Annotated in this window: 26 protein-coding genes; 20 read left to right on the top strand and 6 right to left on the bottom strand. The window is 42.5% G+C overall.

Annotated features, from left to right (window positions below):
• Positions 1-235 precede the first annotated feature (235 nt).
• The 4 genes from coxB to L4D20_RS17795 are packed head-to-tail and all read left to right on the top strand — an operon-like array spanning position 236 to position 4,543.
• Positions 236-1,357, top strand: coding sequence for a cytochrome c oxidase subunit II (gene coxB / locus L4D20_RS17810; RefSeq protein WP_428803144.1), 1,122 nt, complete (start codon positions 236-238; stop codon positions 1,355-1,357).
• Positions 1,354-2,997 (top strand): cytochrome c oxidase subunit I, encoded by a 1,644-nt coding sequence (gene ctaD / locus L4D20_RS17805; protein WP_428802934.1) that lies wholly within the window; start codon positions 1,354-1,356, stop codon positions 2,995-2,997. Before coxB ends, ctaD begins: the two co-directional genes overlap by 4 nt.
• 14 nt (positions 2,998-3,011) lie before the next feature.
• Positions 3,012-3,662, top strand: coding sequence for a cytochrome c oxidase assembly protein (locus L4D20_RS17800; RefSeq protein ID WP_428802933.1), 651 nt, complete (start codon positions 3,012-3,014; stop codon positions 3,660-3,662).
• Positions 3,659-4,543: a cytochrome c oxidase subunit 3 gene (locus L4D20_RS17795; protein WP_428802932.1), complete on the top strand. Its 885-nt coding sequence runs from the start codon at positions 3,659-3,661 to the stop codon at positions 4,541-4,543. The genes L4D20_RS17800 and L4D20_RS17795 overlap by 4 nt, the downstream gene beginning before the upstream one ends.
• A gap of 57 nt (positions 4,544-4,600) precedes the next feature.
• Here L4D20_RS17795 and L4D20_RS17790 read toward each other — a convergent pair whose 3' ends face one another.
• Positions 4,601-4,828 (bottom strand): DUF2909 family protein, encoded by a 228-nt coding sequence (locus tag L4D20_RS17790; protein ID WP_428802931.1) that lies wholly within the window; start codon positions 4,826-4,828, stop codon positions 4,601-4,603.
• Here L4D20_RS17790 and L4D20_RS17785 point away from each other — a divergent pair.
• From L4D20_RS17785 to aroG, 5 genes are all read left to right on the top strand, one after another.
• Positions 4,806-5,678 (top strand): SURF1 family protein, encoded by an 873-nt coding sequence (locus L4D20_RS17785; RefSeq protein WP_428802930.1) that lies wholly within the window; start codon positions 4,806-4,808, stop codon positions 5,676-5,678. The genes L4D20_RS17790 and L4D20_RS17785 overlap by 23 nt on opposite strands.
• A complete protein-coding gene (locus L4D20_RS17780) occupies positions 5,675-6,223 on the top strand; it encodes a hypothetical protein (protein WP_428802929.1) in 549 nt (182 codons plus the stop codon). The genes L4D20_RS17785 and L4D20_RS17780 overlap by 4 nt, the downstream gene beginning before the upstream one ends.
• Positions 6,224-6,266: 43 nt before the next feature.
• Positions 6,267-7,280, top strand: coding sequence for a COX15/CtaA family protein (locus L4D20_RS17775; RefSeq protein WP_428802928.1), 1,014 nt, complete (start codon positions 6,267-6,269; stop codon positions 7,278-7,280).
• Positions 7,281-7,297: 17 nt separating this feature from the next.
• On the top strand, positions 7,298-8,191 hold the full coding sequence (gene cyoE, locus L4D20_RS17770; RefSeq protein ID WP_428803143.1) for a heme o synthase: 894 nt from the start codon (positions 7,298-7,300) through the stop codon (positions 8,189-8,191).
• A 337-nt stretch (positions 8,192-8,528) separates the two neighbouring features.
• Positions 8,529-9,581: a 3-deoxy-7-phosphoheptulonate synthase AroG gene (gene aroG, locus L4D20_RS17765; RefSeq protein ID WP_428802927.1), complete on the top strand. Its 1,053-nt coding sequence runs from the start codon at positions 8,529-8,531 to the stop codon at positions 9,579-9,581.
• A 90-nt stretch (positions 9,582-9,671) separates the two neighbouring features.
• Here the strand turns inward: aroG and L4D20_RS17760 are convergent, their stop codons facing one another.
• The 3 genes from L4D20_RS17760 to L4D20_RS17750 all read right to left on the bottom strand — a co-directional run bounded on the left by L4D20_RS17760 (position 9,672) and on the right by L4D20_RS17750 (position 13,272).
• Positions 9,672-10,412, bottom strand: a complete 741-nt coding sequence (locus L4D20_RS17760; protein WP_428802926.1) for an oxygen-binding di-iron domain-containing protein — start codon at positions 10,410-10,412, stop codon at positions 9,672-9,674.
• On the bottom strand, positions 10,390-11,019 hold the full coding sequence (locus L4D20_RS17755; RefSeq protein WP_428802925.1) for a chemotaxis protein: 630 nt from the start codon (positions 11,017-11,019) through the stop codon (positions 10,390-10,392). The genes L4D20_RS17760 and L4D20_RS17755 overlap by 23 nt, the downstream gene beginning before the upstream one ends.
• A gap of 186 nt (positions 11,020-11,205) precedes the next feature.
• Positions 11,206-13,272: an alpha-amylase gene (locus L4D20_RS17750; protein WP_428803142.1), complete on the bottom strand. Its 2,067-nt coding sequence runs from the start codon at positions 13,270-13,272 to the stop codon at positions 11,206-11,208.
• A gap of 234 nt (positions 13,273-13,506) precedes the next feature.
• On the opposite strand from L4D20_RS17750, the gene L4D20_RS17745 reads away from it, so the two are divergent.
• From L4D20_RS17745 to L4D20_RS17705, 9 genes are all read left to right on the top strand, one after another.
• The gene (locus L4D20_RS17745; protein WP_428802924.1) at positions 13,507-14,151 is read left to right on the top strand and encodes a hypothetical protein; all 645 of its coding nucleotides are present in this window, start codon (positions 13,507-13,509) and stop codon (positions 14,149-14,151) included.
• A 187-nt stretch (positions 14,152-14,338) separates the two neighbouring features.
• Entirely contained in the window at positions 14,339-15,283 is a 945-nt protein-coding gene (locus tag L4D20_RS17740) for an aldo/keto reductase (RefSeq protein WP_428802923.1), read from the top strand.
• 191 nt (positions 15,284-15,474) lie between these two features.
• Positions 15,475-16,131 (top strand): hypothetical protein, encoded by a 657-nt coding sequence (locus tag L4D20_RS17735; RefSeq protein ID WP_428802922.1) that lies wholly within the window; start codon positions 15,475-15,477, stop codon positions 16,129-16,131.
• Between the two features lie 9 nt (positions 16,132-16,140).
• Entirely contained in the window at positions 16,141-16,824 is a 684-nt protein-coding gene (locus tag L4D20_RS17730; RefSeq protein WP_428802921.1) for an ABC transporter ATP-binding protein, read from the top strand.
• Positions 16,812-18,071 carry an ABC transporter permease gene (locus L4D20_RS17725; protein ID WP_428802920.1) on the top strand — a complete coding sequence of 420 codons (1,260 nt, stop codon included), beginning with the start codon at positions 16,812-16,814 and terminating at the stop codon, positions 18,069-18,071. Before L4D20_RS17730 ends, L4D20_RS17725 begins: the two co-directional genes overlap by 13 nt.
• Positions 18,064-18,861, top strand: a complete 798-nt coding sequence (locus L4D20_RS17720; RefSeq protein ID WP_428802919.1) for an outer membrane lipoprotein-sorting protein — start codon at positions 18,064-18,066, stop codon at positions 18,859-18,861. Before L4D20_RS17725 ends, L4D20_RS17720 begins: the two co-directional genes overlap by 8 nt.
• Before the next feature lie 11 nt (positions 18,862-18,872).
• Positions 18,873-20,186: a hypothetical protein gene (locus tag L4D20_RS17715; protein WP_428802918.1), complete on the top strand. Its 1,314-nt coding sequence runs from the start codon at positions 18,873-18,875 to the stop codon at positions 20,184-20,186.
• Between the two features lie 2 nt (positions 20,187-20,188).
• Complete coding sequence (locus L4D20_RS17710; RefSeq protein ID WP_428802917.1) at positions 20,189-21,268, top strand: sensor histidine kinase; 1,080 nt, start codon at positions 20,189-20,191, stop codon at positions 21,266-21,268.
• A gap of 13 nt (positions 21,269-21,281) precedes the next feature.
• A complete protein-coding gene (locus tag L4D20_RS17705) occupies positions 21,282-22,073 on the top strand; it encodes a LytR/AlgR family response regulator transcription factor (RefSeq protein WP_428803141.1) in 792 nt (263 codons plus the stop codon).
• A 52-nt stretch (positions 22,074-22,125) separates the two neighbouring features.
• On the opposite strand, the gene L4D20_RS17700 is transcribed toward L4D20_RS17705, so the two are convergent.
• The gene (locus L4D20_RS17700; RefSeq protein ID WP_428802916.1) at positions 22,126-23,685 is read right to left on the bottom strand and encodes an EAL domain-containing protein; all 1,560 of its coding nucleotides are present in this window, start codon (positions 23,683-23,685) and stop codon (positions 22,126-22,128) included.
• A 266-nt stretch (positions 23,686-23,951) separates the two neighbouring features.
• Between L4D20_RS17700 and L4D20_RS17695 the strand changes: the two genes are divergently transcribed.
• Positions 23,952-24,662, top strand: a complete 711-nt coding sequence (locus L4D20_RS17695; protein WP_428802915.1) for a substrate-binding periplasmic protein — start codon at positions 23,952-23,954, stop codon at positions 24,660-24,662.
• Between the two features lie 191 nt (positions 24,663-24,853).
• Entirely contained in the window at positions 24,854-25,636 is a 783-nt protein-coding gene (locus L4D20_RS17690) for a substrate-binding periplasmic protein (RefSeq protein ID WP_428802914.1), read from the top strand.
• A 42-nt stretch (positions 25,637-25,678) separates the two neighbouring features.
• On the opposite strand, the gene L4D20_RS17685 is transcribed toward L4D20_RS17690, so the two are convergent.
• A complete protein-coding gene (locus L4D20_RS17685; RefSeq protein WP_428802913.1) occupies positions 25,679-26,230 on the bottom strand; it encodes an MSHA operon transcriptional regulator in 552 nt (183 codons plus the stop codon).
• Between the last annotated feature and the right edge of the window lie 212 nt (positions 26,231-26,442).

Here is a 26,442-nt window from a genome sequence, read left to right as displayed (position 1 = left end):
TTGCGCATTTCAAAATCACTTACTAGCATCATTAACATAAATATAACAAATTGTGTCGAAATTGCTGTTTATAGGGAATTTTTCCCAGATCAATAGGTGAATTAGTGAAGGCTAATTTAGATTGAGCACCAAGGTTGCAGCCAACAAGGTTACGGTGTTTGGGTACAGGAGAGATCTTTTGAGAAGACTATCGGCCACGAGTTGGCAATTGAGTGGTGTGATACTGCTTTCTACCATGACATCGAATGTTCTAGCTAAATCATCAATGAATATGACCCAAGGGGTTACTGAAATCAGTCAGAAAGTCTATGACTTACACATGCTGATTTTTTACATTTGTTGCGCTATTGCGGTCGTTGTCTTTGGTGTGATGTTCTATTCCATCATCAACCACCGTAAATCTAAGGGGGCTGTTGCTGCCCATTTTCATGAAAGCACAAAAGTCGAAATTATTTGGACGGTGATACCCATCATCATTTTGGTTGCTATGGCGATACCTGCAACCAAAACATTGATCGCAATGGAAGATACCTCTCAGTCAGATCTCACGGTAAAAGTTACAGGTTCACAGTGGAAATGGCATTACAGCTACTTTGGTGAAGACGTTGAATTCTTTAGCCTTCTTGCTACCTCTTCAAAGGAAATTGAAGGCATCGAAGAAAAAGGTGCGCACTATCTACTAGAAGTTGATAACCCTCTTGTTGTTCCTATCAATCGGAAGATTCGTTTCTTATTAACCTCAGATGATGTCATCCACTCATGGTGGGTGCCTGATTTTGCGGTGAAGAAAGACACTGTTCCGGGCTTTATTAATGAGGCGTGGACCAAAATTGATAAACCCGGTGTTTACAGAGGTCAGTGTGCAGAACTTTGTGGTCGTGCTCATGGCTTTATGCCAATCGTGGTTCATGCCATGGAAGAAGATAAATATGAAGCATGGTTAGCAGGTAAGAAAGCGGAATTAGCGGAAGCGAAAAAAGAGGCTGAAGCAGCACTTACTGCGAACCTTTCTATGGATGATTTGATGCAGCAAGGTGAAAAAGTGTATGGCGAACGATGCGCTGTTTGTCACCAAGCAAGTGGCTTGGGCGTTACTGGAGCATTCCCTGCGATCAAAGGAAGTAAAGTCGCCTTGGGTGATCTAGATGTTCATTTAGATATCGTCATTAACGGTCGAACAGGAACCGCGATGCAGGCCTTTGCAAATCAGTTAACGGAGCAAGAAATTGCAGCGGTTGTTACCTATCAACGGAATGCATGGGGCAATGATACGGGTGACACGATCCAAGCTTCAGATATTAATGCATTTAAGGAAAAGGCATCTCAGTCGAATGAGTCTAAGGAAGCAGCGCAATGAAAAAGTCTATAGAGAGTGAAGTAAAATCAGCTCATGCGTCAGAAGCTGACCTAGGCAGCGGTCATGGCAGCGCTCATGACTCGGATCATGATGACCATCACGCACCCACCGGAATTGGACGTTGGCTTTACTCAACCAATCATAAAGACATAGGGACACTTTACCTGTGGTTTAGCTTGATTATGTTTTTTACTGGCGGTGCAATGGCGATGGTCATTCGTGCTGAGCTATTTCAACCGGGCCTGCAACTCGTAGAACCTGACTTCTTTAATCAGATGACAACCGTTCATGGCTTGATTATGGTGTTTGGTGCGGTCATGCCAGCCTTTACCGGGTTGGCAAACTGGATGATTCCTCTAATGATAGGCGCGCCAGATATGGCCTTGCCTAGAATGAACAATCTCAGCTTTTGGATTCTACCTTTTGCGTTCTTGATATTGATTGCTTCACTGTTCACTGAAGGTGGTGGGCCGAACTTTGGCTGGACTTTCTACGCGCCTCTTTCGACTACTTACGGTCCAGACAGTACAGCTCTGTTTGTCTTCTCGGTACACATTATGGGTATTAGCTCGATCATGGGAGCGATCAACGTGATCGTAACCATAGTGAACATGCGAGCGCCAGGAATGACATGGTTCAAAATGCCACTGTTTGTTTGGACGTGGTTAATTACTGCTTTCCTATTAATAGCGGTGATGCCCGTACTCGCGGGCGCAGTCACGATGATTTTGACCGATAAGTATTTTGGAACCAGCTTCTTTGATGCGGCGGGTGGGGGAGACCCTGTGATGTTCCAACACATATTCTGGTTCTTTGGGCACCCCGAAGTGTACATTATGATTTTACCGTCCTTTGGTGTGGTTTCGGCGATTTTGCCCGCTTTCAGTGGTAAGAAACTGTTCGGTTACCATTCAATGGTGTACGCCACCTGTAGTATCGCGTTGTTATCATTTCTTGTATGGGCACACCATATGTTCACCACTGGAATGCCCGTCTTCGCCGAACTCTTCTTTATGTATTGCACCATGTTGATAGCGGTCCCCACAGGGGTCAAAGTCTTTAACTGGGTCGCGACTATGTGGCAGGGGGCATTAACGTTTGAAACGCCGATGCTGTTCTCTATTGCCTTTATTGTGTTGTTTACCATTGGTGGTTTCTCTGGGCTGATGCTCGCGATTGCACCTGCGGATTTCCAATATCACGATACCTATTTTGTTGTAGCGCATTTCCACTATGTACTGGTGTCTGGTGCGATCTTCTCCATTATGGCTGCCGCCTATTACTGGCTTCCTAAATGGACAGGGCATATGTACGACGAAAAGCTGGGGCAACTCCATTTTTGGTGCTCGGTTATATCGGTCAATATTCTATTCTTCCCTATGCACTTTTTAGGGTTAGCGGGTATGCCAAGACGTATCCCTGACTACGCCATTCAGTTTGCTGATGTAAACCAAATAGTGTCAATTGGTGGCTTTATATTCGGGCTGTCTCAGTTGATATTCGTATGGGTGGTGGTGAAATGCATCCGAGGAGGAGAAGCTGCACCTGATAAACCATGGGAGCGTGCTGATGGTCTTGAGTGGACAGTGCCAAGTCCTGCTCCTCATCATACATTTTCAACGCCCCCGAAAGTTGATTAACGGAGCATATCGATATGGCCTCTGAGAACCAGCCAAATCAGCCTAATGAGCCGGGTCTGAGTAAGAAACGGCCACACAAGAAACTGACGTTGAAACTGTTGGCGGCTACCGTTGCGATGTTCGGCTTTGGGTTTGCGTTAGTGCCTATATACGACATTATGTGTGATGCCTTAGGTATTAACGGCAAGACGAACACAGTTTCGGCAGTACAGCCTAAAGGGATGATGCCAGATACCTCGAGAACGGTTCGAGTTGAGTTTATGGCGCATATCAATAAGGGCATGCCTTGGACGTTTACACCGGAAAAAAGGGTGATGGATGTTCACCCAGGACAAGTTATCCAAACGGCCTATTTTGCTCATAATAAGTCTGATCTTTCATTAGTTGGGCAGGCGGTTCCCTCAGTTTCTCCGGGGCAAGGGGCAACATACTTTAATAAGATTGAGTGTTTCTGTTTCAATCAACAACCTTTAGCGGGCAATGCAGAGGCTGAGATGCCGTTGATTTTCTACATCGAACCAGAGATCCCAGATTCAATTCATACGCTAACGTTATCCTACTCTTTATATAACATTACCGAAGCTGACAAAACCGCTACTGAATCAGACAGCGAAACCTTGGCCATGCAGGATAGTGCGTCAAGTATTGCAAGGAGCAAACCATGAGTTCTAAACATCAACATTACTATGTCCCTTCACACAGTAGTTGGCCTATTCTTGCTGCATTAGCACTGTTTCTGGTGGCGGTTGGCGCTGGCCTGACTGTCCAGAATTTGCAATCAGAAGGTGCCGGCGGAGTGTTCGGCAACGTCATATTAGTCATTGGTTTTTTAGTGCTCCTGACGATATTGGCAGGATGGTTTACTAACGTGGTGACCGAATCGATGTCAGGTCTATATTCGGATCAAATCGCCCGTTCATTTCGTCAAGGTATGAGTTGGTTTATTTTTTCCGAAGTGATGTTTTTTGGCGCATTCTTTGGTTCTCTTTTTTACGCTCGAATGTTGTCAGTGCCTTGGCTTGGGGGCGCCGGCAATAATGTGATGACCCACGAAGTTCTATGGCCTGCATTTGAGGCGCTTTGGCCTTTAGAACTGACACCGGGTGGCACTGAAACGGAAGCGATGCCTTGGCAGGGTATCCCCCTAATTAATACAATTTTGTTGCTGCTCTCTTCTATTACTCTCCATATGGCTCACATTAGCTTAGAAACAAATAAGCGTATGGCTCTGATCGTCTGGTTGGAGTTAACGATAGTGCTCGCTGGCTTTTTCTTATATTACCAGATGGTGGAATACAGCCATGCGTACCATGAGATGGGATTAACGCTCTCTTCTGGGATCTATGGTAATACCTTCTTTTTATTAACAGGGTTCCATGGTCTACACGTTTTCCTTGGTACGATGTTCTTAATTGTGCTTTTAGCACGAATTGCTAAAGATCACTTTACTCCGAAAGACCATTTTGCCTTTCAAGCGGGAAGTTGGTATTGGCACTTTGTCGATGTGGTCTGGTTGAGTCTGTTTATATTTGTGTATGTTTTATAGACACAGAGTTTGGAAGGGACGGAATAGCTAATTAGATCTAATTAGGGCTGATAAGAGTTAATAAGGGCGAATGTTTGGTTCGATAAAGCCACTTAGAAGAGCAATCAGAAGAAGGATAACAATCAGCGCGGAGAACATCACCCGACGCCCAAGATAGTAGCTCATTGAGCGTTTATTCTCTTGGTCTTCGGAAGGCTCTTTGACCATTTTTACCAGCGCGCTGGCTAGATTGAAAATGATAAAAAGCAACAGCAGGATCAACATGATTTTAAATAACAACGCCATTTTGTCTCCTATATGCATACTGTTGAAATCAATACGTTTTTGGTTTGGCTTATTGTTAACTTTGGTTGTTTTTTCTCTATTGGTCAAATTGGGTTTCTGGCAGTTGTCTCGTGGGGAAGCAAAGCAACAAACAGAACTCGCTTTATCCCAACGTGCAGACCAAGAGCCTATCCCTTTGGCGTTGGCTATCCGGCGTTATCAGAACCAGCCATTAACAGGTGTGAAGGTTACGGTGGATATTAAGCCCTTACCTTTAAAAAGCGATGTAACAACGACAAAGATATCGACTTCACCTTTAGAAAATAAGGTTACTTTTGTATTAGATAACCAGACCTATCAAGGAACGGTTGGCTACCTTGCCTATCAAGTTGTGTCTGACAGCAAGGGGATGTATTTTTTATTGGAAAGAGGCTTTATTGCTGGCTCAAAACAGCGTTCTCAACTTCCTGTTGTTCAATGGCTAAATACGCCTCAAACCTTATCAGGACGCTTATATCAAAAGTCGACCAACCGATTAAGTACTGAGCTTGGTCTCGAAGATACGAGCCCGATACGGATTCAAAATCTAAACTTACCTGCTCTCTCACAAGAACTTGGTATTGAGTTAGCTCCATTCGTATTTCAACCTCAGCACGTCAGTTGGCCTTACCCTCAGCCCTGGCAGCCCGTTCCCATGTATTCTGCAAAACACTTTGGCTACGCCATTCAATGGTTTTCTATGGCTGTGGTATTTGCCATTTTATGTATCTATGTCTTAGTTCGAGCAATGAAAACAGTGAGAGACAATGCAAATACTCCAGAACCGACTAAGCTAAAAATTAAAGAGTTAAATCATAAGGATATGATATGAAAAACCCAGTTTGGCGAGGCCGAATCTTATTGCTGTCATTGATTTTTGTATTTGCGATGCCAGTGATCAGTGCCAAGCTGATTTTGGCAAATAATTGGTACGAGCCGGGTGTGACTAATCGTGGGTTGTTGGTTGAACCATCGACCACTTTCACGCTACTCGGAGTAGACAATCCTCTAGAGGAGCACAGTTGGCAATTGGCGTATATGATTCCAGAAGTGTGTGACTCTTTTTGTCAAACTCAGCTCCATTTATTGGGCCAAAGCTATGCTGCTTTAGGAAAAGATAAGTCACGTGTTGAGCCAGTCGTTTTGGTTACCGAAAGAAGCGACCCTCAAGTGGTTTCAGATATTGATTATCAAATGATCGAAGTAACGAGTGCTTTTGCAGACCGTATTCAAGGATTTGAATACGTCATTGTTGATCCCTTAGGCCAGCTTGTAATGCGATACCCTAAAGCGGCACAAGAAAATGATTTAGTAAGCCAGAGCAAGGGGCTACTTGCAGACTTTAGGAAATTACTGAAATTATCTCGAGTAGGGTAATAGGAATAGGAACTTAAGCAAGAATGTATGGCAGGGAGAGCATATGAAGCTAGTTGGTTTGGTTAGGTTAACACTAATATTATCCGTCTTTGTTATTTTGATGGGAGTGTATACCCGTCTATCGGATGCTGGCCTAGGCTGCCCAGATTGGCCGGGCTGTTATGGGCAATTGATCGTCCCTAGCGGTGATGATATTCCTAATGCAAACTCAGCATTTCCTGAAAGAGCCGTGGAACCTGAAAAAGCTTGGCTTGAAATGATTCATCGATACTTGGCAGGAACTCTAGGCCTGCTTATTTTTGCGGTTAGCGCCTTGTGCATTAAGCAAAAGAAGATGAAACCGACTCTGCCCGTTTTACTGTCTTTAGTGACTGTTTTTCAAGCGCTTCTTGGTATGTGGACAGTGACTCTTAAACTTCTCCCTATAGTGGTAATGGGGCATTTGTTAGGGGGTTTTACTATCCTTGCGGGGCTTTCGATTATGTCGTGGCGACTTAGCCATCAACGTGAACCTATTGATCACCTTTCTATACCTTCATCAATACGAACCCTAGCGGTAATGACCTTCATTATTGTTGTACTTCAAGTTGTGCTCGGAGGTTGGACATCCTCAAATTACGCCGCACTGATGTGTAGCAGTTTACCTATTTGTGAAGGCGACTGGATGTCTCAACTCAATTTTCCTGTCGCGTTTGATTTCCTTCAGGCAGGTTACAGCAATTATGAATTTGGTGTTCTCGATTACGATGCGCGAATGACGATACACATATCCCATCGCATAGGCGCGATTGTTACAACATTTGTGGTAGCGGTGTTAGCTTTTCAATGTATTTCGAGTCTTGAATCCCAGTTAAATGGAGTTGGCTGGCGTTTGATTTTTGCTTTGTTGCTACAGATAGCACTAGGTATCAGCAATGTTTTATTTTACTTACCGCTTGGTATAGCGGTTGCCCACAACCTCGGTGCAGCCCTATTGCTGATCACTGTACTACATGCCAATTTTTTACTTTGGCAGCCCAATAAGGAAATTGCTTTAAGCAAGGAGAGCACGCAATGATCAAATCACAATTAGAGATGTCGTCAGCGATACCAAACGACATGACATATCGCTCTCAATGGAAGGTATACCTTGCACTGACTAAGCCTAAAGTGATTGCGCTCATGCTTTTGACGGCGGTTGTCGGCATGTGCTTGTCCACAAATGGTGTACTGCCTTGGCAACCGACGTTGTTTGGGCTGATTGGTATCGGTTTGATGGCAAGTTCTGCTGCGGCGTTTAACCACCTCATAGATCGACGTATTGATGCCATAATGGCACGGACTTATAAGCGTCCCTTGCCATCTGGGGAGATTAATGCTTCGCGAGTATTTCTGTTTGCTCTTGCCTTAGGCGTTAGTGGATTTACCCTACTGTACGCAATGGTCAATGAGTTAACTGCATGGTTAACATTTGCTAGCTTAATTGGCTATGCGGTCGTTTATACCTTGTATTTAAAACGAGCAACACCGCAGAATATTGTCATTGCTGGTATTGCGGGTGCCATGCCACCACTACTAGGTTGGACGGCGATAACTGGTGAGTTACATGCCAATGCTTGGCTACTTGTGATGATCATCTTTATCTGGACTCCTCCCCACTTTTGGGCGTTAGCAATCCATCGCAAAGATGATTACGCACGTGCAGATATACCCATGTTGCCAGTAACACATGGGGTTGAATATACCAAAACATCGATATTACTTTATACGGTTCTGTTGGCTATTGTTTGCCTGTTACCGGTTTTAGTCGGAATGAGCGGTATGATTTACCTGATGGTCTCGTTAGTATTGAGTGCAGGTTTTATACATTCAGCTTGGCAGTTGAAGTTTACTGATAATAGTGCGCAAGCGATGCAAACATTCAAATTCTCAATCTATCATCTGATGATTTTGTTCGCGGCTTTATTGTGTGATCACTATTGGTTTTAATGGTTTACGCTACGATAATCATCATGTTATGTTGGTTTTTCTGTAAGAAACTGACAGTTCTGATCAAAACAGATAGTAATCCTCGTCATATCCCTTTTATTTCGATTCCTTCCTTGAGTGAGTGCCTATTAAATAGGCACTGACAGGTGTAATTAATATTTTACACTTTACGCTTCATGTAAAAATATTACAAATATTGCCTTTTTGATAAATTAATGATTGCAGTTGTCGTGCATAGTCGATAAGTTACAGGGAACAGGAAATGATTCACCGAGTAAACGCTTCGGATTTAATACAGAAGTACTCGTGAGATAGATAATATAGGAAGTAGTAAGCAATGTTTCAGACTGATGATGTAAGAATTAATAAAGTAAAAGAACTATTACCACCCGTAGCAGTGTTAGAAAAATTTCCAGCAACTGAAACTGCCTCTTCAACTACGTTCCAATCGCGTGAAGCGATTTCAAATATATTGCAAGATAAAGATGATCGCCTATTGGTCATCGTTGGCCCTTGTTCTATTCATGACCCTAAAGCGGCAATTGAGTATGGTCAGCGCTTGAAAGTGCTGCGCGACGAACTGGGTGACCGATTAGAAGTGGTTATGCGTGTTTACTTTGAGAAGCCGCGTACAACGGTTGGCTGGAAAGGTCTTATTAACGACCCGTACCTAAACGACACATTCAAAATTAACGATGGTTTGCGTACCGCTCGTAAGTTGCTTTTGGACCTTACGGATATGGGTATGCCAACAGCAAGTGAATTCCTAGATATGATCTCTCCACAATATGTGGCCGATCTTATCAGTTGGGGTGCAATTGGTGCACGTACGACTGAATCTCAAGTTCACCGTGAGCTATCTTCAGGCCTTTCTTGCCCAGTTGGTTTCAAAAACGGTACTGATGGCAACATCAAAATCGCAACCGATGCTATTCGCTCTGCAAGTGCTTCACACCACTTCTTATCAGTGACTAAGTTTGGTCATTCAGCAATCATCGAAACCACAGGTAACCCTGACTGCCATATCATCCTTCGTGGTGGTAAAGAGCCAAACTTCAGTGCTGATCATGTTGGAACGATTAAGAACGAGCTTGAAGCTTCAGGTCTTCCGAAAAAAGTGATGATTGATTTCAGCCACGCAAATAGCTCTAAGCAGTACCAACGTCAAATGGTTGTTGCTGAAGATGTCGCAAATCAGATTTCTGGTGGTGAGGATGCTATTTTTGGTGTGATGATTGAGTCGCATCTAGTTGAAGGTCGTCAAGACCTCGTTGAAGGTAAAGAACTGACTTACGGCCAGTCTTTAACCGATGCATGTATTAGCTGGGCAGATACGGAAAAAGTACTTCGCCAACTGGCTGATGCAGTACAGGCTCGACGTGATGCATAAAACGGTTTAAGCATTCGCTTTTAACGGTTATAAAATAGAAATGGCTTCCAGATGGAAGCCATTTTTTATGTTTATTCATTCTCGATTTGTCTAGTTAGAATTGATGGCGATGCCTACATCTAACGCGTCTAACCAGTCTAGAAATCGCTTAACGTCATCACCACGGAAAATACCGCCGTGCTGAGGGCACATCATATCGATATCTAATCTGCTGACTCTCTCTATCCAATCGCGCTTGGCTCGATTTGAGGGCATCCAGCGCTTGTGAAAGTACTCCATCTTAGGAATATGTTCGTTAAAGTTTTCAACAAAGAATGGTGCATCGGGTTTGTCGAGGGCTGCGCCCACATCCCCAGACATCAGGATTTTTGCTTCAGGATCATAAACAGAAAAGTTACCCGAAGAGTGCATGTAGTGAGCTGGTATAAATTGAATTTCTTGCCCTGAAAGAAGCACCTTCCCACCATTATCAGCAATACCAGAAAATGTGATGGATTCCATACCAAAGTGACGTATAAACGATTCCCACAACCAAGGAGTATGCAGTGTTGCCGAGGGTAGTGCCTTGTCCCACAAGCCAAGAGACGAAATGATGTCTGGATCTTGGTGCGAGGCAAATAGGTGAACAATATGCTCTATTGGTACCTCTTTAACAACACAACCAAGCATCGCGGAGAACAGTTCAATACCGCCGGGATCAAGAAGAATAGCTTGATCCCGATTAACGATCATATATTGGTTGGTATCGACAATTTTTTCTGGTTTCTCTGGATCTCGCGCAAATACTATCCAGCGGTGTTGTCCATTTTCATATAGTACTTTTGATTGCATAGTTCACCCTAGCAAAAAGAGAAAAGAGTTTAAGAGATTGCAGAACGTGTTTTTGAATCGCCTCAGCAAGTTCGGTAACACTATCGGCAATGGTATTGAGTTGAGCTTGATATTTTTCATCAGCTTGAGAGGCTTCAACACTCAGCATAGTAGAAATGATTTGAGCAATTCTTAGTTCGTCATAAAGGGTTTGAAGCATGTCATGCAGGCTTTTTGCTTCAGAGCAAAAGCGATGGCTGATTTCGGAATATTCAGACTGATTACTCTCTCTGGCTAGGTCGAGTGTACTAAGGTATTTAGCGTCAGGATTTTTAGAATATGCTAAGTCAAAACGGTCAACAGCTGAAGAGGCTCGAGTACCTGCGGTTGCTATTTTACTCAGGTTTTGTGCTTTCACATTGATAGTTTGCGAGGTATCTAGCGTGACTCGAACGAGATCGTCAATAGAGTCAGTGATAGGGCGAAATCCGGCAGCACTTTCACCAGCTCTTAATGCTAACGCTCGTGCATTACTTGCAACAAGCAATAGGCGTTTAGCAATGAGCATTCCGCGATTAAGCTCTGCAGCAACTTCCGCTGCAATTACAAATACAGGTTTACTAGCCATAGTTATCGTCAATATTCATTAACTTATAATGATTAACTATAGACTAGATATGAATAGTGCAAGCAAAGCGGGTGGAATAATTCCATATTTATAGGGCTCTTTTATTTTACTTCTAATACAAGAGTGAATTAGGAACAACCCGAATCGTCTTAAGGTTGTTCCCAATAGCATTAGACCGCTACTTTTTTATTTAGAGTTGCCAACAAATGCGACCACGACTTTGTCACCATTTAGCTCGCGAGAGAAAACATAGGCATTGTCTTGAACGATCTCTTTATGCACTCCCGCGCCAATCGCGGGGTGTTTTTGACGAAACTGTCCCAGCGTTTGCCAGTGGGCAAGTAGCGTCTCTCTATCAGAGTCAAGCTGCCAAATCATATCGGAACGGGTGCCCTGGTGAAAATCGTCCGCGTATGGGCCAATTTTTCGTGCAACTTCGTCGCCGTAGTAAATTTGTACTGCACCGGGTGAGAGAAGTAGTGCGTTTGCAGCATTTCGCTGTATATCGAATGATTTGAAGCGGCTGAAAAATAGTTCGGTGTCGTGTGATGACATGTAACTGACAGGAATAAAGTCATCTGCTTGCTGCATCTTTTCAGAGTAGTCGTGATAGGTCGATGCCATCTGACTAAAACAGACAGCGCCTTTATCCAATTTCTTCTGCATATCAAAGTTGATCAATGCATCAAAGCCGTCGTCAAAGTAGGGGGTACGAAAAGCGGAGTGTCCCCAAACTTCACCCATCATCCAAAACGGTTCACCTGTACGATTGTTCTCTTTTCGCCACTCTTCTAGGCTTTGAGTTGCTTTATGTTTTAGTCTTTTCCATACCTCGCTTTCTACATGCTTAACGGTATCAACGCGGAAGCCATCAACACCAAATCGCTTGACCCAACTTGTTTGCCATTCTAGTAAGTAGTCACTAACGGTGTAGTCGTTTCGATGTTCAACGAGAGTTCCGGGGTTATCAAGTAGCCACTTAGGTGGGGTAACAAACTCTTTTGACTCAGTTCTAAAATCGGGTAAGCCTGCAAGCGTCATGGAGATATCACTTGATCCGGGTTTTGTGTAACCCGGTAAGCCTGCTCTCACCCAATCTTTGCCCCACCATTCGCCCCAGTTTTGACTATCGTAGTCGATCTGCTGATGAAAGCTGTGCCAGTTTTGGCCTGATTCTGGTGTCCAGTCTGCCCAACTATCCGGCATATTTGAGGTGCTAACAACATCAATACCATTAAACTGTAAATCGGCCAATGCGGCATAGCCTGAGTGGTTAATCACAGCATCAAGTAAGACCTTCATCCCACGCTTGTGCGCTTCATCGACTAAGGCTTTTAAATCCTCTTCTTGGCCGAAGTTCTGGTCAATTTTAGTGAAGTCGCGTGTCCAATATCCGTGATAGGCGTAAAAGGGAAAGCTGCCACTATCTCCTCCGCCAACAAAGCCATGTATTTGTTCAACAATAGGTGATAACCAAATCGCGTCTGTTCCTAAGCTTTGGATGTAATCAAGCTTTTCGATGACGCCTTTTAGATCGCCACCATGAAAAGTACCCACTTCGTCTTTGTTGTCATGCTTTCGGCCATAGCTGTTGTCATTGGCGGTTTCGCCATTGTTGAAGCGATCGACCATAACGAAATAGATATTGGCGTTTTTATAAGTGAAAGGAAGAGACTTTGTTTCAGATAAGAGGGGCTCAAGTAAAATAAGCCCACCACTTTCAGTTGAAGCTTTTAACGTGACCTGTTGATCCTGAACCGTAACAACTTGTTGAGTGAAGACTTCACGCAACTGAGTGCCGTCAGCAAAACTATCTTCGAGCTTTATTGTGTGGTGTGTGAGCGTGTTTGTTTCGCACTGTAGTTTAGGAATAGGGCGCTTGAATGCTTGTTTGTTGCCAGCCTTCGCTTGTCGATTAAATGAAAGAGTCTGTTTTTTTGAATCGTAATGAAAAGCGTAGTCTCCGCTAAAGCGGATTTTTAGAGGCAAAGCTAACGGACCAGAGCAAGATAAAGCGATCGGTTTACTGAATTTAATCTTTTGGCCATCTACCGACTGACAATCACCATCGATACCAGACACAGTCAGGGTGTAGCTCTCTTTTGATAGTGAGATGACTAAAGGTGCTTCATCACTTAATGGAAAGCCTCGGCTTGTTGTCGTGGTGGATACCGTTATGTTTGGGCTTGCCATTGCTTCTGAAGACATTAGTGCTGAAGTCATTAGTGCCGAAGAAAGCGCAGACAGAAGCATGCCGGATTTGATTCTTTTCACGTTCAATCCTTAGAAAAGTGATGAAAAATCAATCATAAATGCCAAGTGTATTCGTCACATCATTCTCACCATCTACGCCCTAATATTTGCTCCATTTCACAAAAGTGGATTTAGGGGGCGCAGACCGTATGCAATGAAGGGGGATATTCACAAAAGGCATGTTTGATAAGATAGTGGTCAATTATCTTGTGGGAAGTAGTAGGAGCGAGCGTAGTGAGTAAAGCGATTTACATTAGAGGTTTGTACTCAACGCTAGTCGTTCTTGTTATGGTTTTAGCGTCTTTAATCTATACGGTTGCCAATGCGGCCCCTTTAAACAATCTCTCTTCAATAACTAATGCATCGCGTTTTTTAGAGCCTTTCAGGACGCAAGAGCCCATTTGGGATCTTAACAAGCTCAAGCATCAAGCTGATTTGTATGATTGTGGCATTAAAATGGATGATAAAGTGTTTTGTAGTGAGCAAGTTTGGTACTACAAAACCCCCGTTGAGGTTCGATTTTTTTTAGACCAACACAACTTAGCGACTCAAGTTCAATTCATTACAGAGTTTAATCAGAGTGCTTATACCGACCTACAATTAAGTTTGCGTAAAGATGGTTTTCAATTAATGAAAGTCTCGAAAAGTGGCCGACATTTTTCAGTCGCTGAACAGTTACAGCAATTTGATTCTCGAACGGTAAATAAACACCTCGTACAGTTTATCAACCTTGGGTCTATTTTTGATCCTATCGAAATGCGTTGGCAATTGGTGAATGCAGATGTTGCGGAAGAGCCAGAAGTTTGGGCAGTTTTGAGCAGTCAAAAAGAAAGGATTGAAATCACGTTCTATACTCAACCGGCTCTAGCTTTGAACTAGCTAATATTGATATTCATTGAAACTGTTTTGATTGATAGCAATAGTGGCTAAGTTTTATCGAATTAAATTCGATAAACGTGTCTTATTGCACAAAATAAACACCTTTTTATGCGAATGATTTATCAGAGATTGAGCTAAAGCACATTCACACATACTCTGAGCGCAGTTAATTATAGGAGAACCGCACATGGTAGCTAAGCTAAGCAAACCAGCTAAAGTGGCTAAAGTAGATCAAGTGACAATGGCACCGCAAGGCCCTGAGTTTTCAGAGCTAGTTCAAGGCTATTGGCGTCTTGGCGAATGGGGCATGACACCTCAGCAGAGACTGACATTTCTAAAGCAACATATAGAGCTAGGAATCACGACAGTCGATCATGCCGACATTTACGGTGGGTATGCGTGTGAGCAACTGTTTGGTGAAGGTTTAGCGCTGGATAAATCAGTAAGAGACGATATTCAAATCGTCACCAAGTGCGACATTAATTTATGTACACCGAAAGACCCACAACGCAAAATTAATCACTACGATACCAGTGCGGCGCATATTCACCAGTCTGTGAATAACTCGCTTACTCGCTTAGGCGTGGAGCATGTAGATGTGCTGTTGATTCATCGCCCAGACTTACTGATGGATGCAGATGAAGTCGCTGAAGTCTTTAATGAGCTGCATAAAGTGGGAAAAGTGAAGCACTTTGGAGTGTCGAACTTCTCTCCTCGTCAGTTTGATTTACTGCAATCAAGGTTGGGTAAATCGCTAGTGACGAATCAAGTCGAAATCAACCCACTTAATTTTGAAGTTGCACATGACGGTACACTGGATCAACTACAAATGAACCGTATTCGTCCTATGGCGTGGTCTTGTTTGGCTGGTGGCGCGCTGTTTAATGGCAAATCAGAACAAGAAAAGCGTGTGATTAAAGAACTAGAAGCACTACGTGTTGAGATTGGCGCTGAGAGTATCGATCAAGTGATTTACGCTTGGGTACGTCGCTTACCTTCAAACCCGTTAGCTATCATTGGTTCAGGTAAAATTGAGCGAGTGAAGTCAGCCGTGGCTGCGCTCGATATGGAACTGACTCGTGAGCAGTGGTATCGCGTGTGGGTTGCATCGAAAGGGCACGGTGTGCCATAGGCAGCAGTTTACCAATCAAAATAATATAAAGAGCCAGTGTAGTGCTGGCTTTTTATTACTTACAAGATCAAAACCATTCATCCCCGTTTTCTACCATTCACTCCCGTAATTCCCCATTCGTCGCAAACGCCTGCACACTGTTCAAGTTCATTTTAATCTTTCACCATCAACCAGTGAAAGGGACGACCAACATGACCATGAAAACAATATCTAAGTATGCTGCAATTACACTATTAGTCAGCAGCCAAGCAATGATTGCACCAAATGTAATGGCAGCACCAAGTGAAGCTGTGATCTCTCAATACAACCTTGCAGCAGCGGGCGATGAAGACAAAGTTGAAGTTGTATATGAAGAGCTGAGTCAGCAAGTGGAATCTGAAGGTGCTGACGCACTGAGCATGGTTTATTTAGGCAGTACACAGACCTTGATGGGCCGTGATGCCTTTATGCCTTGGAATAAAATGAAGTATACAGAGCAAGGCTTGGCAACAATATCAAAAGGTTTGACGCTTTTAGATGCACACCCGATGGATCAGCAAGAGTATCGCCAAGGTTTACCAGAATCTATTTTAGCTCAAGCCATTGCCGCTTCTACCTTTACGTCACTGCCTGACATGTTCAATCACTTTGAGCGTGGCTATGACATCTATTTAGAGTTACTTGCAGACGAATCATTCTCTGAGCAACATTATGACGCAACATCTTGGATTTATATCTATGCAATTAAAGCGTCATTACGAGCGGGTGATGTAAATCAAGCTCATCAATGGCTATCTGAGATGCAAACTAAAAACTCTCAACATCCTATGACACTTCAAGCCGAAGCACTGATCAATCAAGCAGCTTAGGGGGCGACTATGTTGACATTTAATCAAATCAGTAAACGTTACCTGCTAGGGCAACAGAGTGTTCAAGCGCTAACTGATGCGAGCGGTTCAATTGCGAAAGGTGAGATGGTTGCTTTATGTGGTCCATCAGGCTCAGGAAAAAGCACCTTACTCAATATATTGGGAATGCTAGATATGGATTACCTTGGTGATATCTCACTTGCAGGTGTTGCGTATCCAAAAGATCGCATGGCCGCTGCAAAAATTCGTCGCAGCCAACTAGGATTCGTTTTCCAAAAATTCAATCTCGTGCCTGTGATGAGCGCGTGGGAAAACGTGGCGTATCCATTGATGCTAAATGGACACTCTTCTGCTGAACAAAAAAAACTCGCAACCGCGATGTTAGACAGAGTCGGACTAGCTGATTTCGTGAATCATCGGCCAGATAACCTGTCTGGGGGGCAGCAGCAAAGAGTAGCCATAGCGCGAGCGTTAGTCCATAAGCCTGGAATTGTGATTGCTGATGAGCCAACGGCAAGTTTAGACAGCCATACCGCCAGTATTGTTATAGATATTATGAAGCTATTGGGTAAAGAGATGGGTACGACGTTTATCGTCGCCACTCACGATCCAAGAATGGCCTCACATTGTGACAGAAGCATCGAGTTATTAGATGGCTCTATTAATCAGGAGGTGATCAAATGGGCAAGCTAATACCACATTCATTTCGTATCGCATATCTAAACCTTAAGCGTAATGGGCGAAGAAGCTTACTGTCTGTATTGATTGTAGCGATCGCTGTTTTTGCTTTAACTAGTGCTGGCGGCTTTGGTTTGTATACCTACGACTCACTGAAAGAGTCCACTGCACGAGATACTGGTCACTTAACGTTGAGCCAGCCTGGTTTTTTTGAGAAAGACGAAGAGACACCACTGGCCAATGGGCTTTCAAACACCGATACCATCGTAAAACAGTTATTGACCAATCAAAGTGTTCGGGGCGTTCAGCCTCGAATAGAGTTTACAGGACTTGTTTCTAATGGCACTAAGTCGACTATATTTGTTGGGTCTGGCGTGAACGAGCGTGAATTTGATATGAAAGGGCCATTTCTAGATATACGAGAAGGTAAAACGTTATCTAATATTCAATCGCCACGTTATGACGAAACAGAGCCTGAAGTGATGCTAGCCGTTGATTTGGCGCGAAACCTTAGTGTCAGCATTGGTGACTGGGTCACACTGCTTGCGACGACTAGCGATGGTGCTTTGAACGCGTATGACTTTAAAGTACGAGGTATATACTCAACGGGTGTTCCTGAACTTGATAAGCGTCAGCTCTATCTTCACATCAACTCAGTTCAAGATCTGTTAGCGAGTGACAAAGTCAGTACGTTATCAGTATTTTTATACGGTACAGAACAAACAGCTGAAACTCAATTATGGGTGGAGGATAAGCTCGCAAGCATTGCTCTAGCACAAGAGATAGAAGTTACTCCGTGGCAAGATAGAGCATTCTTTTATACGCGTGTAAAAGATCTCTATGATCGAATCTTTGGCATCATGGGCGCAGTGATGGCGTTGGTGGTGTTCGTTGCTTTATTTAACACCATGACCATGTCTGTAACTGAAAGAACACGGGAAATTGGCACATTGTCGGCTCTTGGAACCTACCCAAATGAGATCGTTTCTGGCTTTATTCGTGAAGCTGGCTTGCTTGCGCTGATAGGCTCTTTGATTGGGGGTATTATTACTTTATTAACCAGTTTGATTTTGATGGTAGCAGATGTGCAGATGCCGCCTCCTCCGGGTCGAACTGATGGTTATCCACTTAATATCTATTTCTCGGCTGAGCTTCTTGCGTATTGCGCTGTTGGTGTGATGGCTATTTGCATTGTAGCTGCATGGATTTCTGCGCGAAAAGGGGTCAACAAACCTATTACGGAGGCACTGGTTTATGTTTAATATTAATCGTACTTTACCAGCATCAATTAAAGCGATTATCGCTTCATTTCCTTTGGCTTTAATCCTTGCAATAACGAGCTTTCAAGCTCTGGCTCAAGATAATGTTGATGACATGATCAAACAAGCCGACTTATACCGAATGGAAGAAGATTCGGCCAAAATTGTTTCGCTGGTATCATTGTTCGAACATCACGAGCTTGATAAAACTCGTGAGTACCATGTCTATACTCGGCCAAATCGTGAGTCTTTGGTGGTATTTAAATCTCAGGTTGAAGCTGGGCAAAAGATGCTGATGCTTGGTGATAACTACTGGTTACTCATGCCAAAAAGTCGTCGCCCAATTCGAATTACCCCAATGCAGAAACTGCTTGGAGAAGCTTCTGTTGGGGATATCTCAACGCTTACCTGGAGTGAAGATTATCAGGGCGAGTTGATAGATAAAGAGCCTGTTCCGATTGAGTCTGGCGAGACGGTTCAAACTAATCGATTGAAGCTTACAGCTGTGACATCGGGGGCGAGTTATCAAAAGATCGACTTGTGGCTTGATGAAAGCAATAACTTCCCGATCAAAGCGGATCTTTATTTACGTTCAGGCAAGCTAGCAAAACAGGCGTGGTTTGAAGAAGGAACTCGAGACGGACAACTTCGTGTCGTCGCAATGACTTTACTTGATCAAATTCAGCCGGCGAAAAAGACCGTCATTGAATACAAAACTATTGAAGCTATTGAGTTAGAAGAGAAGTATTACAACCCTGCTTACCTAACTCGTAATAAGTCAGCGGATCTATAACGGTGAACACAATGAACGCGAATGGAAAAGTCGTATCATGTGGCAGGACTAGTCAATACCTAAAAGGGTTTGTCAGTGTTGTTGGGTTGGTACTCGCTTTTAGTGCTGTTGGCTCGGAACTTAATCTCGACTGGGATTGGGAGCTAAGTACTAGCAGTACCGCTCACCGAGATACGACTTTAACCGGAAAAGCGATGCCGACAAAAACAGAATCGCTAGATGCGTTATTGGATGTGCAAGCAAGCTGGAAAGAGCTGACGGGTCTTTTTGCTCTAAAAGGCACCTCAATTTGGAACAGTGACGATCAACAGACGTTTGATGCTGATGGCATTGTTCAAGAACTATTCTGGCAAACGAGTATCGATGTAGGAGCGTTACCTATTGATCTTACGTTCGGTAAGGTTCGATTAGATTGGGGAGTTGGTTATGGTTATCGACCTCTGGATGTATTTAAACCGTATCGCCGTAATCCCATTGGTATCCAAGTAGAGGAGGGAGCGGGCACTGCTATGGCCTCATACTTTGATATAGATGGTGAGTGGAGCTTGGTTTACTCCGACTCATCTTGGACTCAACAAGAAGGCTCTGAACTTGAGGAGCAATCGGAACAACAAGGTTTTGGTATGCGTCGATACGCACTGTTTGGTGATAGTGAGTGGCAGGGGATTGGTTATTATGATGATGTTCGACAAGGTTTAATTGGTGGCTCGTTTGTGACCGTTGTCAGTCACTCATGGGAGTTTCATGCTTCAGCGCTCTATCAGCGTAAATATTTGGCTTATGAGCAAGGGAGTGCATTAACAGCGGTCAACTTAGATACTCAGCGGCATGGATATCAATCTTTGGTTGGTGTTAACTGGGCCAACAGTAGCGGGCACAATGTGATCATGGAGTATTGGTACGACAGTCGAAGCTGGAGTCACAGTGATTGGCAGCAAGCTTTCGATCGAGGACTTTATTTATCTTCAGCGGTTCAAACAGAGTCACTAGCATACTCTTACGCTCAGGGTTTTAACCACGCCAACCTTGTACAGCACAATATCATGCTCCATTGGTCTCTAAACTCCAGTAGTTGGAGTCATTGGGAGTGGAGCAAAGATTGGTTGTGGCTGAACAATTTTGAACCAACATTTGATGTGATGTTGTCCCCTGAAGACAGTGGTTTTATTGCGACTCAATGGTTTAACTATCAAGTGCTCGATACAGGTGCTACATCATTCAATGTTGAACTTGCCGCTCGATTTTTGGGTGGTAGCAGTGATTCGGTGTATGCAAATCTACCTGATAAGCATATGATTCTGTTAAACCTTAAAGGGAAGTTCTGATTATGAAGTTACGTGATTTTATACGGAAGGTCACTGTATGTAATGATCATGTAAATAATGCTCCTGAGAGTAGTGCGATAAAAAGCATCATTTTTACGAGCCTATTTTGCTTAGTGATTGCAATTGCGACGACGTTGATTTGGCCTGGTCCCTTCACAAAGCACTGTTTGATCAGTTTTGGCTATGGTTATAGCGCCGTGTTTAGCGCCCTTATTGTAGGTCGACTCTTTCCTGACCTAGGCTTGCGGTGGGTTAATGTATTTTCGTTGTCGACATCGATGATTCTTGGCACAAGTAACGCTGCCTTCTGGTTAGAGCAAGACAGCAACTTTAATAACTTCTATAAGCTAAAGCCGGTGATTTTTCTTGGGTTTGTATTTACCGCGATATGCTTTCTGTATTTCTATATTTATGAACAGAAGTTACTTGCCCAAAAAGAGTTAGAGAAAGCAAAACGGAAACAGGCAGAGCAAGAAAAAGCACTGGTAATTAGCCAGTTAAAGCAGCTACAAAGTCAAATTGAACCCCACTTCTTATTCAACACGTTAGCGAATATCAACGCGCTTATTGAGCAGAAACCAAAAGATGCCCAATTAATGCTAGAAAAGCTAACGGATCTGCTACGCGGAACCCTTAAGGTCAATCGCCAAGAAAATACATCTATTTCTGGTGAATTAGACCTCATCGATGCTTACTTACGTATTCAGCAGATTCGATTGGGTGAGAGACTGAGTTACAAGATAGAGAATCGACTCGACCAAGATGTGGGCTTTCCACCTTTGTTGTTACAACCACTGGTAGAGAATGCGATACAGCATGGTATTGAACCAAAAGCCGAAGGCGGCAGCGTATCTATTGAGATAGAAGAGGTTCAAGGTACTGTCGTGATATCCGTTAGAGATAGCGGTATTGGTTTGATGATTGAATCAGCCAATGTAGGGCATGGTATTGGGCTTGAGAATATTAGACAACGATTACAAGCGCTGTTTGTAGGTAGAGCCAGTTTTGTGATTACCGAAAACGCAGAAGGTGGAGTCACTGCCAAGCTTAATATAGAGTTAATGGACTTAAAATATTTATAGGGAAATATGAATGATAAATAGCGCTGCTATCACGGCTATTATTGCAGATGATGAGCCCTTATTGAGGCATCATTTAAACAAAATCTTAGCGGAAGTTTGGCCGACGTTAGAGATTATTGCCCTGGCTGAGAATGGTGAGCAAGCCTTACAGCTTATTGAGCAGCATCAGCCTGATATTATATTTTTGGATATTAAGATGCCTCAGCGAGATGGCATGAGCGTGGCTAAAGTATTGGCTAAAAGTCAGAACCAAACAAAAGTGGTATTCATCACTGCGTATGATGAATATGCGGTGCAAGCGTTTGAAACCAACGCGGTCGATTACCTACTTAAACCAGTTTCAGAGAAAAGATTAACTCAGTGCGTCGATAAGATTCAGGCTCAATTTTTAGAACAAACACCTACCGCAGTCCCTGATGTCTCTTCATTGATCGATCAAATACAGCAATTGACCAACCAAACAAAACCGAATTACTTAACGTGGATTAAAGCTGCTAAAGGAGATGATATTCATCTGATTTCGTTGTCTGAAGTGCTGTACTTTAAGGCTGAAGATAAATATGTCTCTTTATACAAGCAAGAAGCAACGGAAAGTGTCGAATACCTGCTGCGTACATCATTAAAAGAGCTATTGAGTCAACTAGATCCCAACATGTTTTGGCAGATCCATCGTTCGAGTGTGGTGAATGTATCTGCTATTAGAAAAGTTAAAAAAGATTTTACTGGTAAGATGATGGTACATGTTGGTGGTGTAAAGCTCCCTGTCAGCCGAGCGATGCAAGCCCAGTTTACCAACCAATGGTAAGCAGGGCTTACAAAGAGATTTAAACGAATATTTGAATTAGGTCATCATATTATTAAGCCAAACCGAACTTAATAAAATCGTTAGGTTTCATTGGAGGAGAAAAGTAATAACCTTGAATATACCTAACCCCCAATTGCCTTAGCTTTTCGATTTGAGCTTGGGTTTCTACTCCCTCCGCTATCACTTTCATGTTTAGTTCTTCTCCAAGGTGGATCATTGATTCAAGTACGGGAGTAATGGTTGCTTCAGAGCGAAGACCATTAACAAATACTTTATCAATTTTGAGTGCATTAAAAGGGTGCTGACGAAGGAAATTCAAGCCTGAATAACCAGTGCCAAAATCGTCAACAGCAATTTTAAAACCAAGATCACTTAACACTCTTAGAGACGCAGTAGCATGTTCAAGCTCCTGATTTGTGTAATCATTATTCTCGGTGATTTCAAGCAATAGTGTTGGTACGATATTAGTATAGCGCTTTGAAAACTCGATTAAATAATCAATGAAATTGGGGTCAATCACAAGTTGCCGACTGATATTTAAGCTGATGTACTGACCATTGAGGTGACTAGGGTGAGAATAAATAAATGTGGTCACCGACTTGATCATTACCTTAGTGATTTGATCGATTATACCCATACGTTCTGCCAGGGGTATGAACATATCTGGAGGAATAATACCCTGAATAGGGTGGCGCCAACGAATTAGAGCCTCACTGCCTGCGATACGCTTCTCCACAATATCAACAATAGGTTGTAGGTGCAGTTCAAGTTCATCATCTTGCACAGCTTGTAACAGTGAGTATTCAAGTGACTCTTTGGTGAGGCGATAGTTATTTATAGCCAAGTAAATTAATGAAAGCAGCGCCGCAATAAGTAGCGTTTGCCATAGGTGTTGAACAAAATAGTACAAATATGCACTGTGATTGAGGTGCAGAGTGATAGCAAGTGGGTACAAGTGAGAAGAAAAACTAAACAAATTTAGGGCAGAATCGATAGAACCATGAGTACTTTGAATTGTCTGGCTTAGCACTGTTATTTGATAACCTAGTTTTTGTCCAGCTAAAGTAGGAGAAACCAGATCAAGAAACTGGGCTGGGGATAATAATGCGTTAATACCACTATTGTTTTCATCATAGGCGTAAATAAAGAAAGTCTGCAGTTTACTCTTGGATTTAGTCAGTGAGATAGTAATGTTATTTGCCGAATTATTGAGCCGTTTAATAGTTGAAGACGAGAGAGGGATATGGTTTTTTCCTTCGTTACTGGTACACACAACAATCCCGTCGCTATAAAGGCCAATCTCTTTTAGCATGCTTGAATAGAAAGCATGTTCACGTAGTTTAAGAGCATCTTGTCGTTCACAAGAGGTTGAAACTTGTTTCTTGAGCTGTAACAGATCTAATGCAGTGACCGCTATATATTGTTCTAGTTTTTCAATGGATTCTTTGCCTTGCTCTACAGCGTGATTATTGGTGGCGTAGAAATTAAATATTGCAGCTACGATAAAGACACTGACGAAGATTATTCCTATGGGAAAGATAGATTGTCCATTTTTTCTTATTTGCTGTAGCAGTGGTGAACGAGCTTCCTCGCTCATTTGGTGGTATTTCATAGTATGTACTAGCCATTTCTTTTTATTATGATTTAACTATATGCCTATCGAATTAAAACTGAATACATATTAGTCTTATTTTTGTATATATTTGTCTAAGTTATTATTTTTAAGAACAAATGTTGATGATTCTGTTAGTTAGTTCTTATGTTTTGTCGAGTAGAATCTCTATTCGTAAGATTACCCTCTACATAAATTACGTTAAGCAGTGACTCGTTTCTACTCTATAGTTTTTGTATAACCATTGACCTTTGATGAGGCTTTGTATGAAGAATATAGCGTTTAGTTTACTGCTGTTAGCGTGTTCATTAAGTGTTTCGGCAAAAAGTATTGTGCTATCTACCCATAACCTCTCTCCCTATGGTAGCTACGAAGCTGGGGCTGATATAAAAAAAGTAGCGAATAGTGATTTTACTGGTATTGCCGTAGATCGAATTCGTTGTGCATTTAAAAGCATGGAAATAGAGTTAACGATACTAGTTGTGCCTTGGGCTAGAGCCCAACTTTTAGCTCAAAGTGGTGAAGTAGACGGTTTTTTTGCGGGTTCACAAAACGAATTTCGAGACGGTTATGCCGTTAAAACAGACATTATTGCCGAGCAGAAATGGAATTGGTATTGGCTAAAATCTAATCCTCAAGATATTGATAGCTTAGAACCTATGCCACGAATAGGTGCGTTTCTTGGCTCGAATATGTCCAAATGGCTTGCAAAGAACAATTATCCAATACACAGCCAGCCTGAAACCACGGAGCAATTATTATTGCAGTTGAAAAACGGTAGAATTGACCTGTTCATTGCCAATAATTTAGTAACAGATAAACTTGTAAAAAATTCAGGAATGGTTGATCAGTTAGAATCACGATTAGTTAAAGATAAGCCGTTATATCTTTACTTAACTCGAAAATCACTTTCTACTCATCCAATGCTGATAGATAACTTTAATAATGCTCTTAAACAATGCTATTCGAAAATGTGATCTTATATTATTAGTACTTAATACTTTTGTATTCAGGCTATCTCAATGTTAAATATGACATTATTGTATTGGTTTAAAATTGGAGGTTCATTTCTCGTTTAAAAATTGTTGAGCATATAGTTTTGCGGCTAGACGCCATTTTGTTTGTCAACTAACGTTTAAAGGTAAATAACTTTAAATAGAAGATGACGATGTATAGCTTTAAATTTCTACTGATGGCAGTGACGTTGCTTTCTTTTTCCATACCTTCTGCTCTAGCTCATGGGGAAGGAGATGACCTTGGACGTTTGGTATTTTTGACGGAGGAATACCCACCAGCCAATTTCATGAAAAATGGACAGTTAACGGGGTATTCGGTTGATCTGTTATATGCCGCTTCAGTGTCTGTCGAAGATAGCCTTGATGATGCACATGTTGTGTTGCAGGTGTGGTCTGATGCGTATCGTTCAGCTTTAACAAAACCTAATACCGTTGTATTTTCGACTACACGCACTGAGCACCGAGAAGAATTATTTCAATGGGTAGGCCCCATTGCCGAGGTAAAAGTGGTTGTGATGGCGAAGAAAGGCAGCGGTATCAAAATCACGTCACCTATTGAAATGGCGAGATATAAAATAGGTGTAGTAGAAGATGATATTGGGGAGCAGCTATTGCTCGATCTAGGTGTTCCGAGAGCGGCAATGTTAGAGGCTTCAGATGTGGTCGTACTGGCCGAGCTATTAACTAAAAATAGAATCGACTTAATCGCTTACTCAGAGCGGACAGCCTATTGGTATGCCTCGCAAGCTGGAATTGATAGTGACATTTTTGTACCAGTGTATACCTTGAAAGAGGGGTATACCTATTATGCATTCAATACAGACAGTGACCCTGCTCTAGTGAAAAAACTACAGCAAGGTATTGATAATGTTAAGGAGAGTGTCAATGAAGATGGTATTAGTCAGTATCAAGCAATATTAGATAAATACCGATAAAGGTTAAGTCTATCGCCTAGTCATCTGAGTACAGAACTGGGTTTATTTAATAGCCGCTTTTTTAACAAAAAATGGGTTGTTGAATTTCTTCGCATTGCCAAGTTCGGAAGTGACTAACCTATTCCACAACTGCTTATCAAATTCACCCTTAGGCAATGAAGGGTATAGCGTATCTACCTCTTCAAAAGCAAATGACATAAATTGCTTTAATTTTATCTGATTGTACTCCTTAGCTACTCGATTGTGCTTTTGTATCCACTCCCTTTTAAACTGAATCAAGGCTGGCTCTGCTTGCTCTAGGGGAATTGTTGATAGGTAGATGCGTTGGTATGCCACCTTACGATCAATCATTGAGCGCATGACGGTTTGAATATATTTACCATGATGGGTAACAGAGATATCATCGGCTTTAACAAGCTTAATATTCCAACCTGTTGGAGAAAGCTTGTGATTTCGAAACTGAGCATTACGAACTTGCAATGCTTGGTGAAGAACAATATCAGAAGTTCCTCTGAAGGTCTGTTGCCACTTCCCAATTCGAATTTGGATCGAGTGGGGTAGACGATAGATATTCGTAAATTTGTCTTCAGTCATTGGATTATTACACACGCGCTTTAGTAGTTTTGAGCAACTCAATAGTTTCGAGAAAATCAGTAGCTTTTAGCAAATGGGCTACGAGTACATGGTATACAAGTCACCGTTCGAGTATAGAAGTTTTGAAATATGTAGAGATATTTAATAGTGAACAGCAATTGTTCATTAGAACGTAACATTCTACATTGATCTAGGTTGCTATTGCTAACTTT

It is taken from the genome of Vibrio kyushuensis (assembly GCF_050337325.1).
Taxonomy (GTDB): domain Bacteria; phylum Pseudomonadota; class Gammaproteobacteria; order Enterobacterales; family Vibrionaceae; genus Vibrio; species Vibrio kyushuensis.
Note: the sequence above shows the minus strand (reverse complement) of the source record. Positions and strands in the feature narration are given on the sequence as shown.

Excerpts from the sequence above, each read along its gene's own strand:
- L4D20_RS17795 (WP_428802932.1), top strand. The coding sequence starts at position 3,659 with ATGAGTTCTAAACATCAACATTACTATGTCCCTTCACACAGTAGTTGG.
- L4D20_RS17800 (WP_428802933.1), top strand. The coding sequence starts at position 3,012 with ATGGCCTCTGAGAACCAGCCAAATCAGCCTAATGAGCCGGGTCTGAGT.
- L4D20_RS17720 (WP_428802919.1), top strand. The coding sequence starts at position 18,064 with ATGTTTAATATTAATCGTACTTTACCAGCATCAATTAAAGCGATTATC.
- L4D20_RS17760 (WP_428802926.1), bottom strand. The coding sequence starts at position 10,412 with ATGCAATCAAAAGTACTATATGAAAATGGACAACACCGCTGGATAGTA.
- cyoE (WP_428803143.1), top strand. The coding sequence starts at position 7,298 with ATGTCGTCAGCGATACCAAACGACATGACATATCGCTCTCAATGGAAG.
- L4D20_RS17750 (WP_428803142.1), bottom strand. The coding sequence starts at position 13,272 with ATGCTTCTGTCTGCGCTTTCTTCGGCACTAATGACTTCAGCACTAATG.
- L4D20_RS17710 (WP_428802917.1), top strand. The coding sequence starts at position 20,189 with ATGAAGTTACGTGATTTTATACGGAAGGTCACTGTATGTAATGATCAT.
- L4D20_RS17735 (WP_428802922.1), top strand. The coding sequence starts at position 15,475 with ATGACCATGAAAACAATATCTAAGTATGCTGCAATTACACTATTAGTC.
- L4D20_RS17690 (WP_428802914.1), top strand. The coding sequence starts at position 24,854 with ATGTATAGCTTTAAATTTCTACTGATGGCAGTGACGTTGCTTTCTTTT.
- L4D20_RS17715 (WP_428802918.1), top strand. The coding sequence starts at position 18,873 with ATGAACGCGAATGGAAAAGTCGTATCATGTGGCAGGACTAGTCAATAC.
- L4D20_RS17700 (WP_428802916.1), bottom strand. The coding sequence starts at position 23,685 with ATGAAATACCACCAAATGAGCGAGGAAGCTCGTTCACCACTGCTACAG.
- L4D20_RS17775 (WP_428802928.1), top strand. The coding sequence starts at position 6,267 with ATGAAGCTAGTTGGTTTGGTTAGGTTAACACTAATATTATCCGTCTTT.
- aroG (WP_428802927.1), top strand. The coding sequence starts at position 8,529 with ATGTTTCAGACTGATGATGTAAGAATTAATAAAGTAAAAGAACTATTA.
- L4D20_RS17740 (WP_428802923.1), top strand. The coding sequence starts at position 14,339 with ATGGTAGCTAAGCTAAGCAAACCAGCTAAAGTGGCTAAAGTAGATCAA.
- L4D20_RS17755 (WP_428802925.1), bottom strand. The coding sequence starts at position 11,019 with ATGGCTAGTAAACCTGTATTTGTAATTGCAGCGGAAGTTGCTGCAGAG.
- coxB (WP_428803144.1), top strand. The coding sequence starts at position 236 with ATGACATCGAATGTTCTAGCTAAATCATCAATGAATATGACCCAAGGG.
- L4D20_RS17725 (WP_428802920.1), top strand. The coding sequence starts at position 16,812 with ATGGGCAAGCTAATACCACATTCATTTCGTATCGCATATCTAAACCTT.
- ctaD (WP_428802934.1), top strand. The coding sequence starts at position 1,354 with ATGAAAAAGTCTATAGAGAGTGAAGTAAAATCAGCTCATGCGTCAGAA.
- L4D20_RS17780 (WP_428802929.1), top strand. The coding sequence starts at position 5,675 with ATGAAAAACCCAGTTTGGCGAGGCCGAATCTTATTGCTGTCATTGATT.
- L4D20_RS17695 (WP_428802915.1), top strand. The coding sequence starts at position 23,952 with ATGAAGAATATAGCGTTTAGTTTACTGCTGTTAGCGTGTTCATTAAGT.
- L4D20_RS17790 (WP_428802931.1), bottom strand. The coding sequence starts at position 4,828 with ATGGCGTTGTTATTTAAAATCATGTTGATCCTGCTGTTGCTTTTTATC.
- L4D20_RS17785 (WP_428802930.1), top strand. The coding sequence starts at position 4,806 with ATGATTTTAAATAACAACGCCATTTTGTCTCCTATATGCATACTGTTG.
- L4D20_RS17685 (WP_428802913.1), bottom strand. The coding sequence starts at position 26,230 with ATGACTGAAGACAAATTTACGAATATCTATCGTCTACCCCACTCGATC.
- L4D20_RS17730 (WP_428802921.1), top strand. The coding sequence starts at position 16,141 with ATGTTGACATTTAATCAAATCAGTAAACGTTACCTGCTAGGGCAACAG.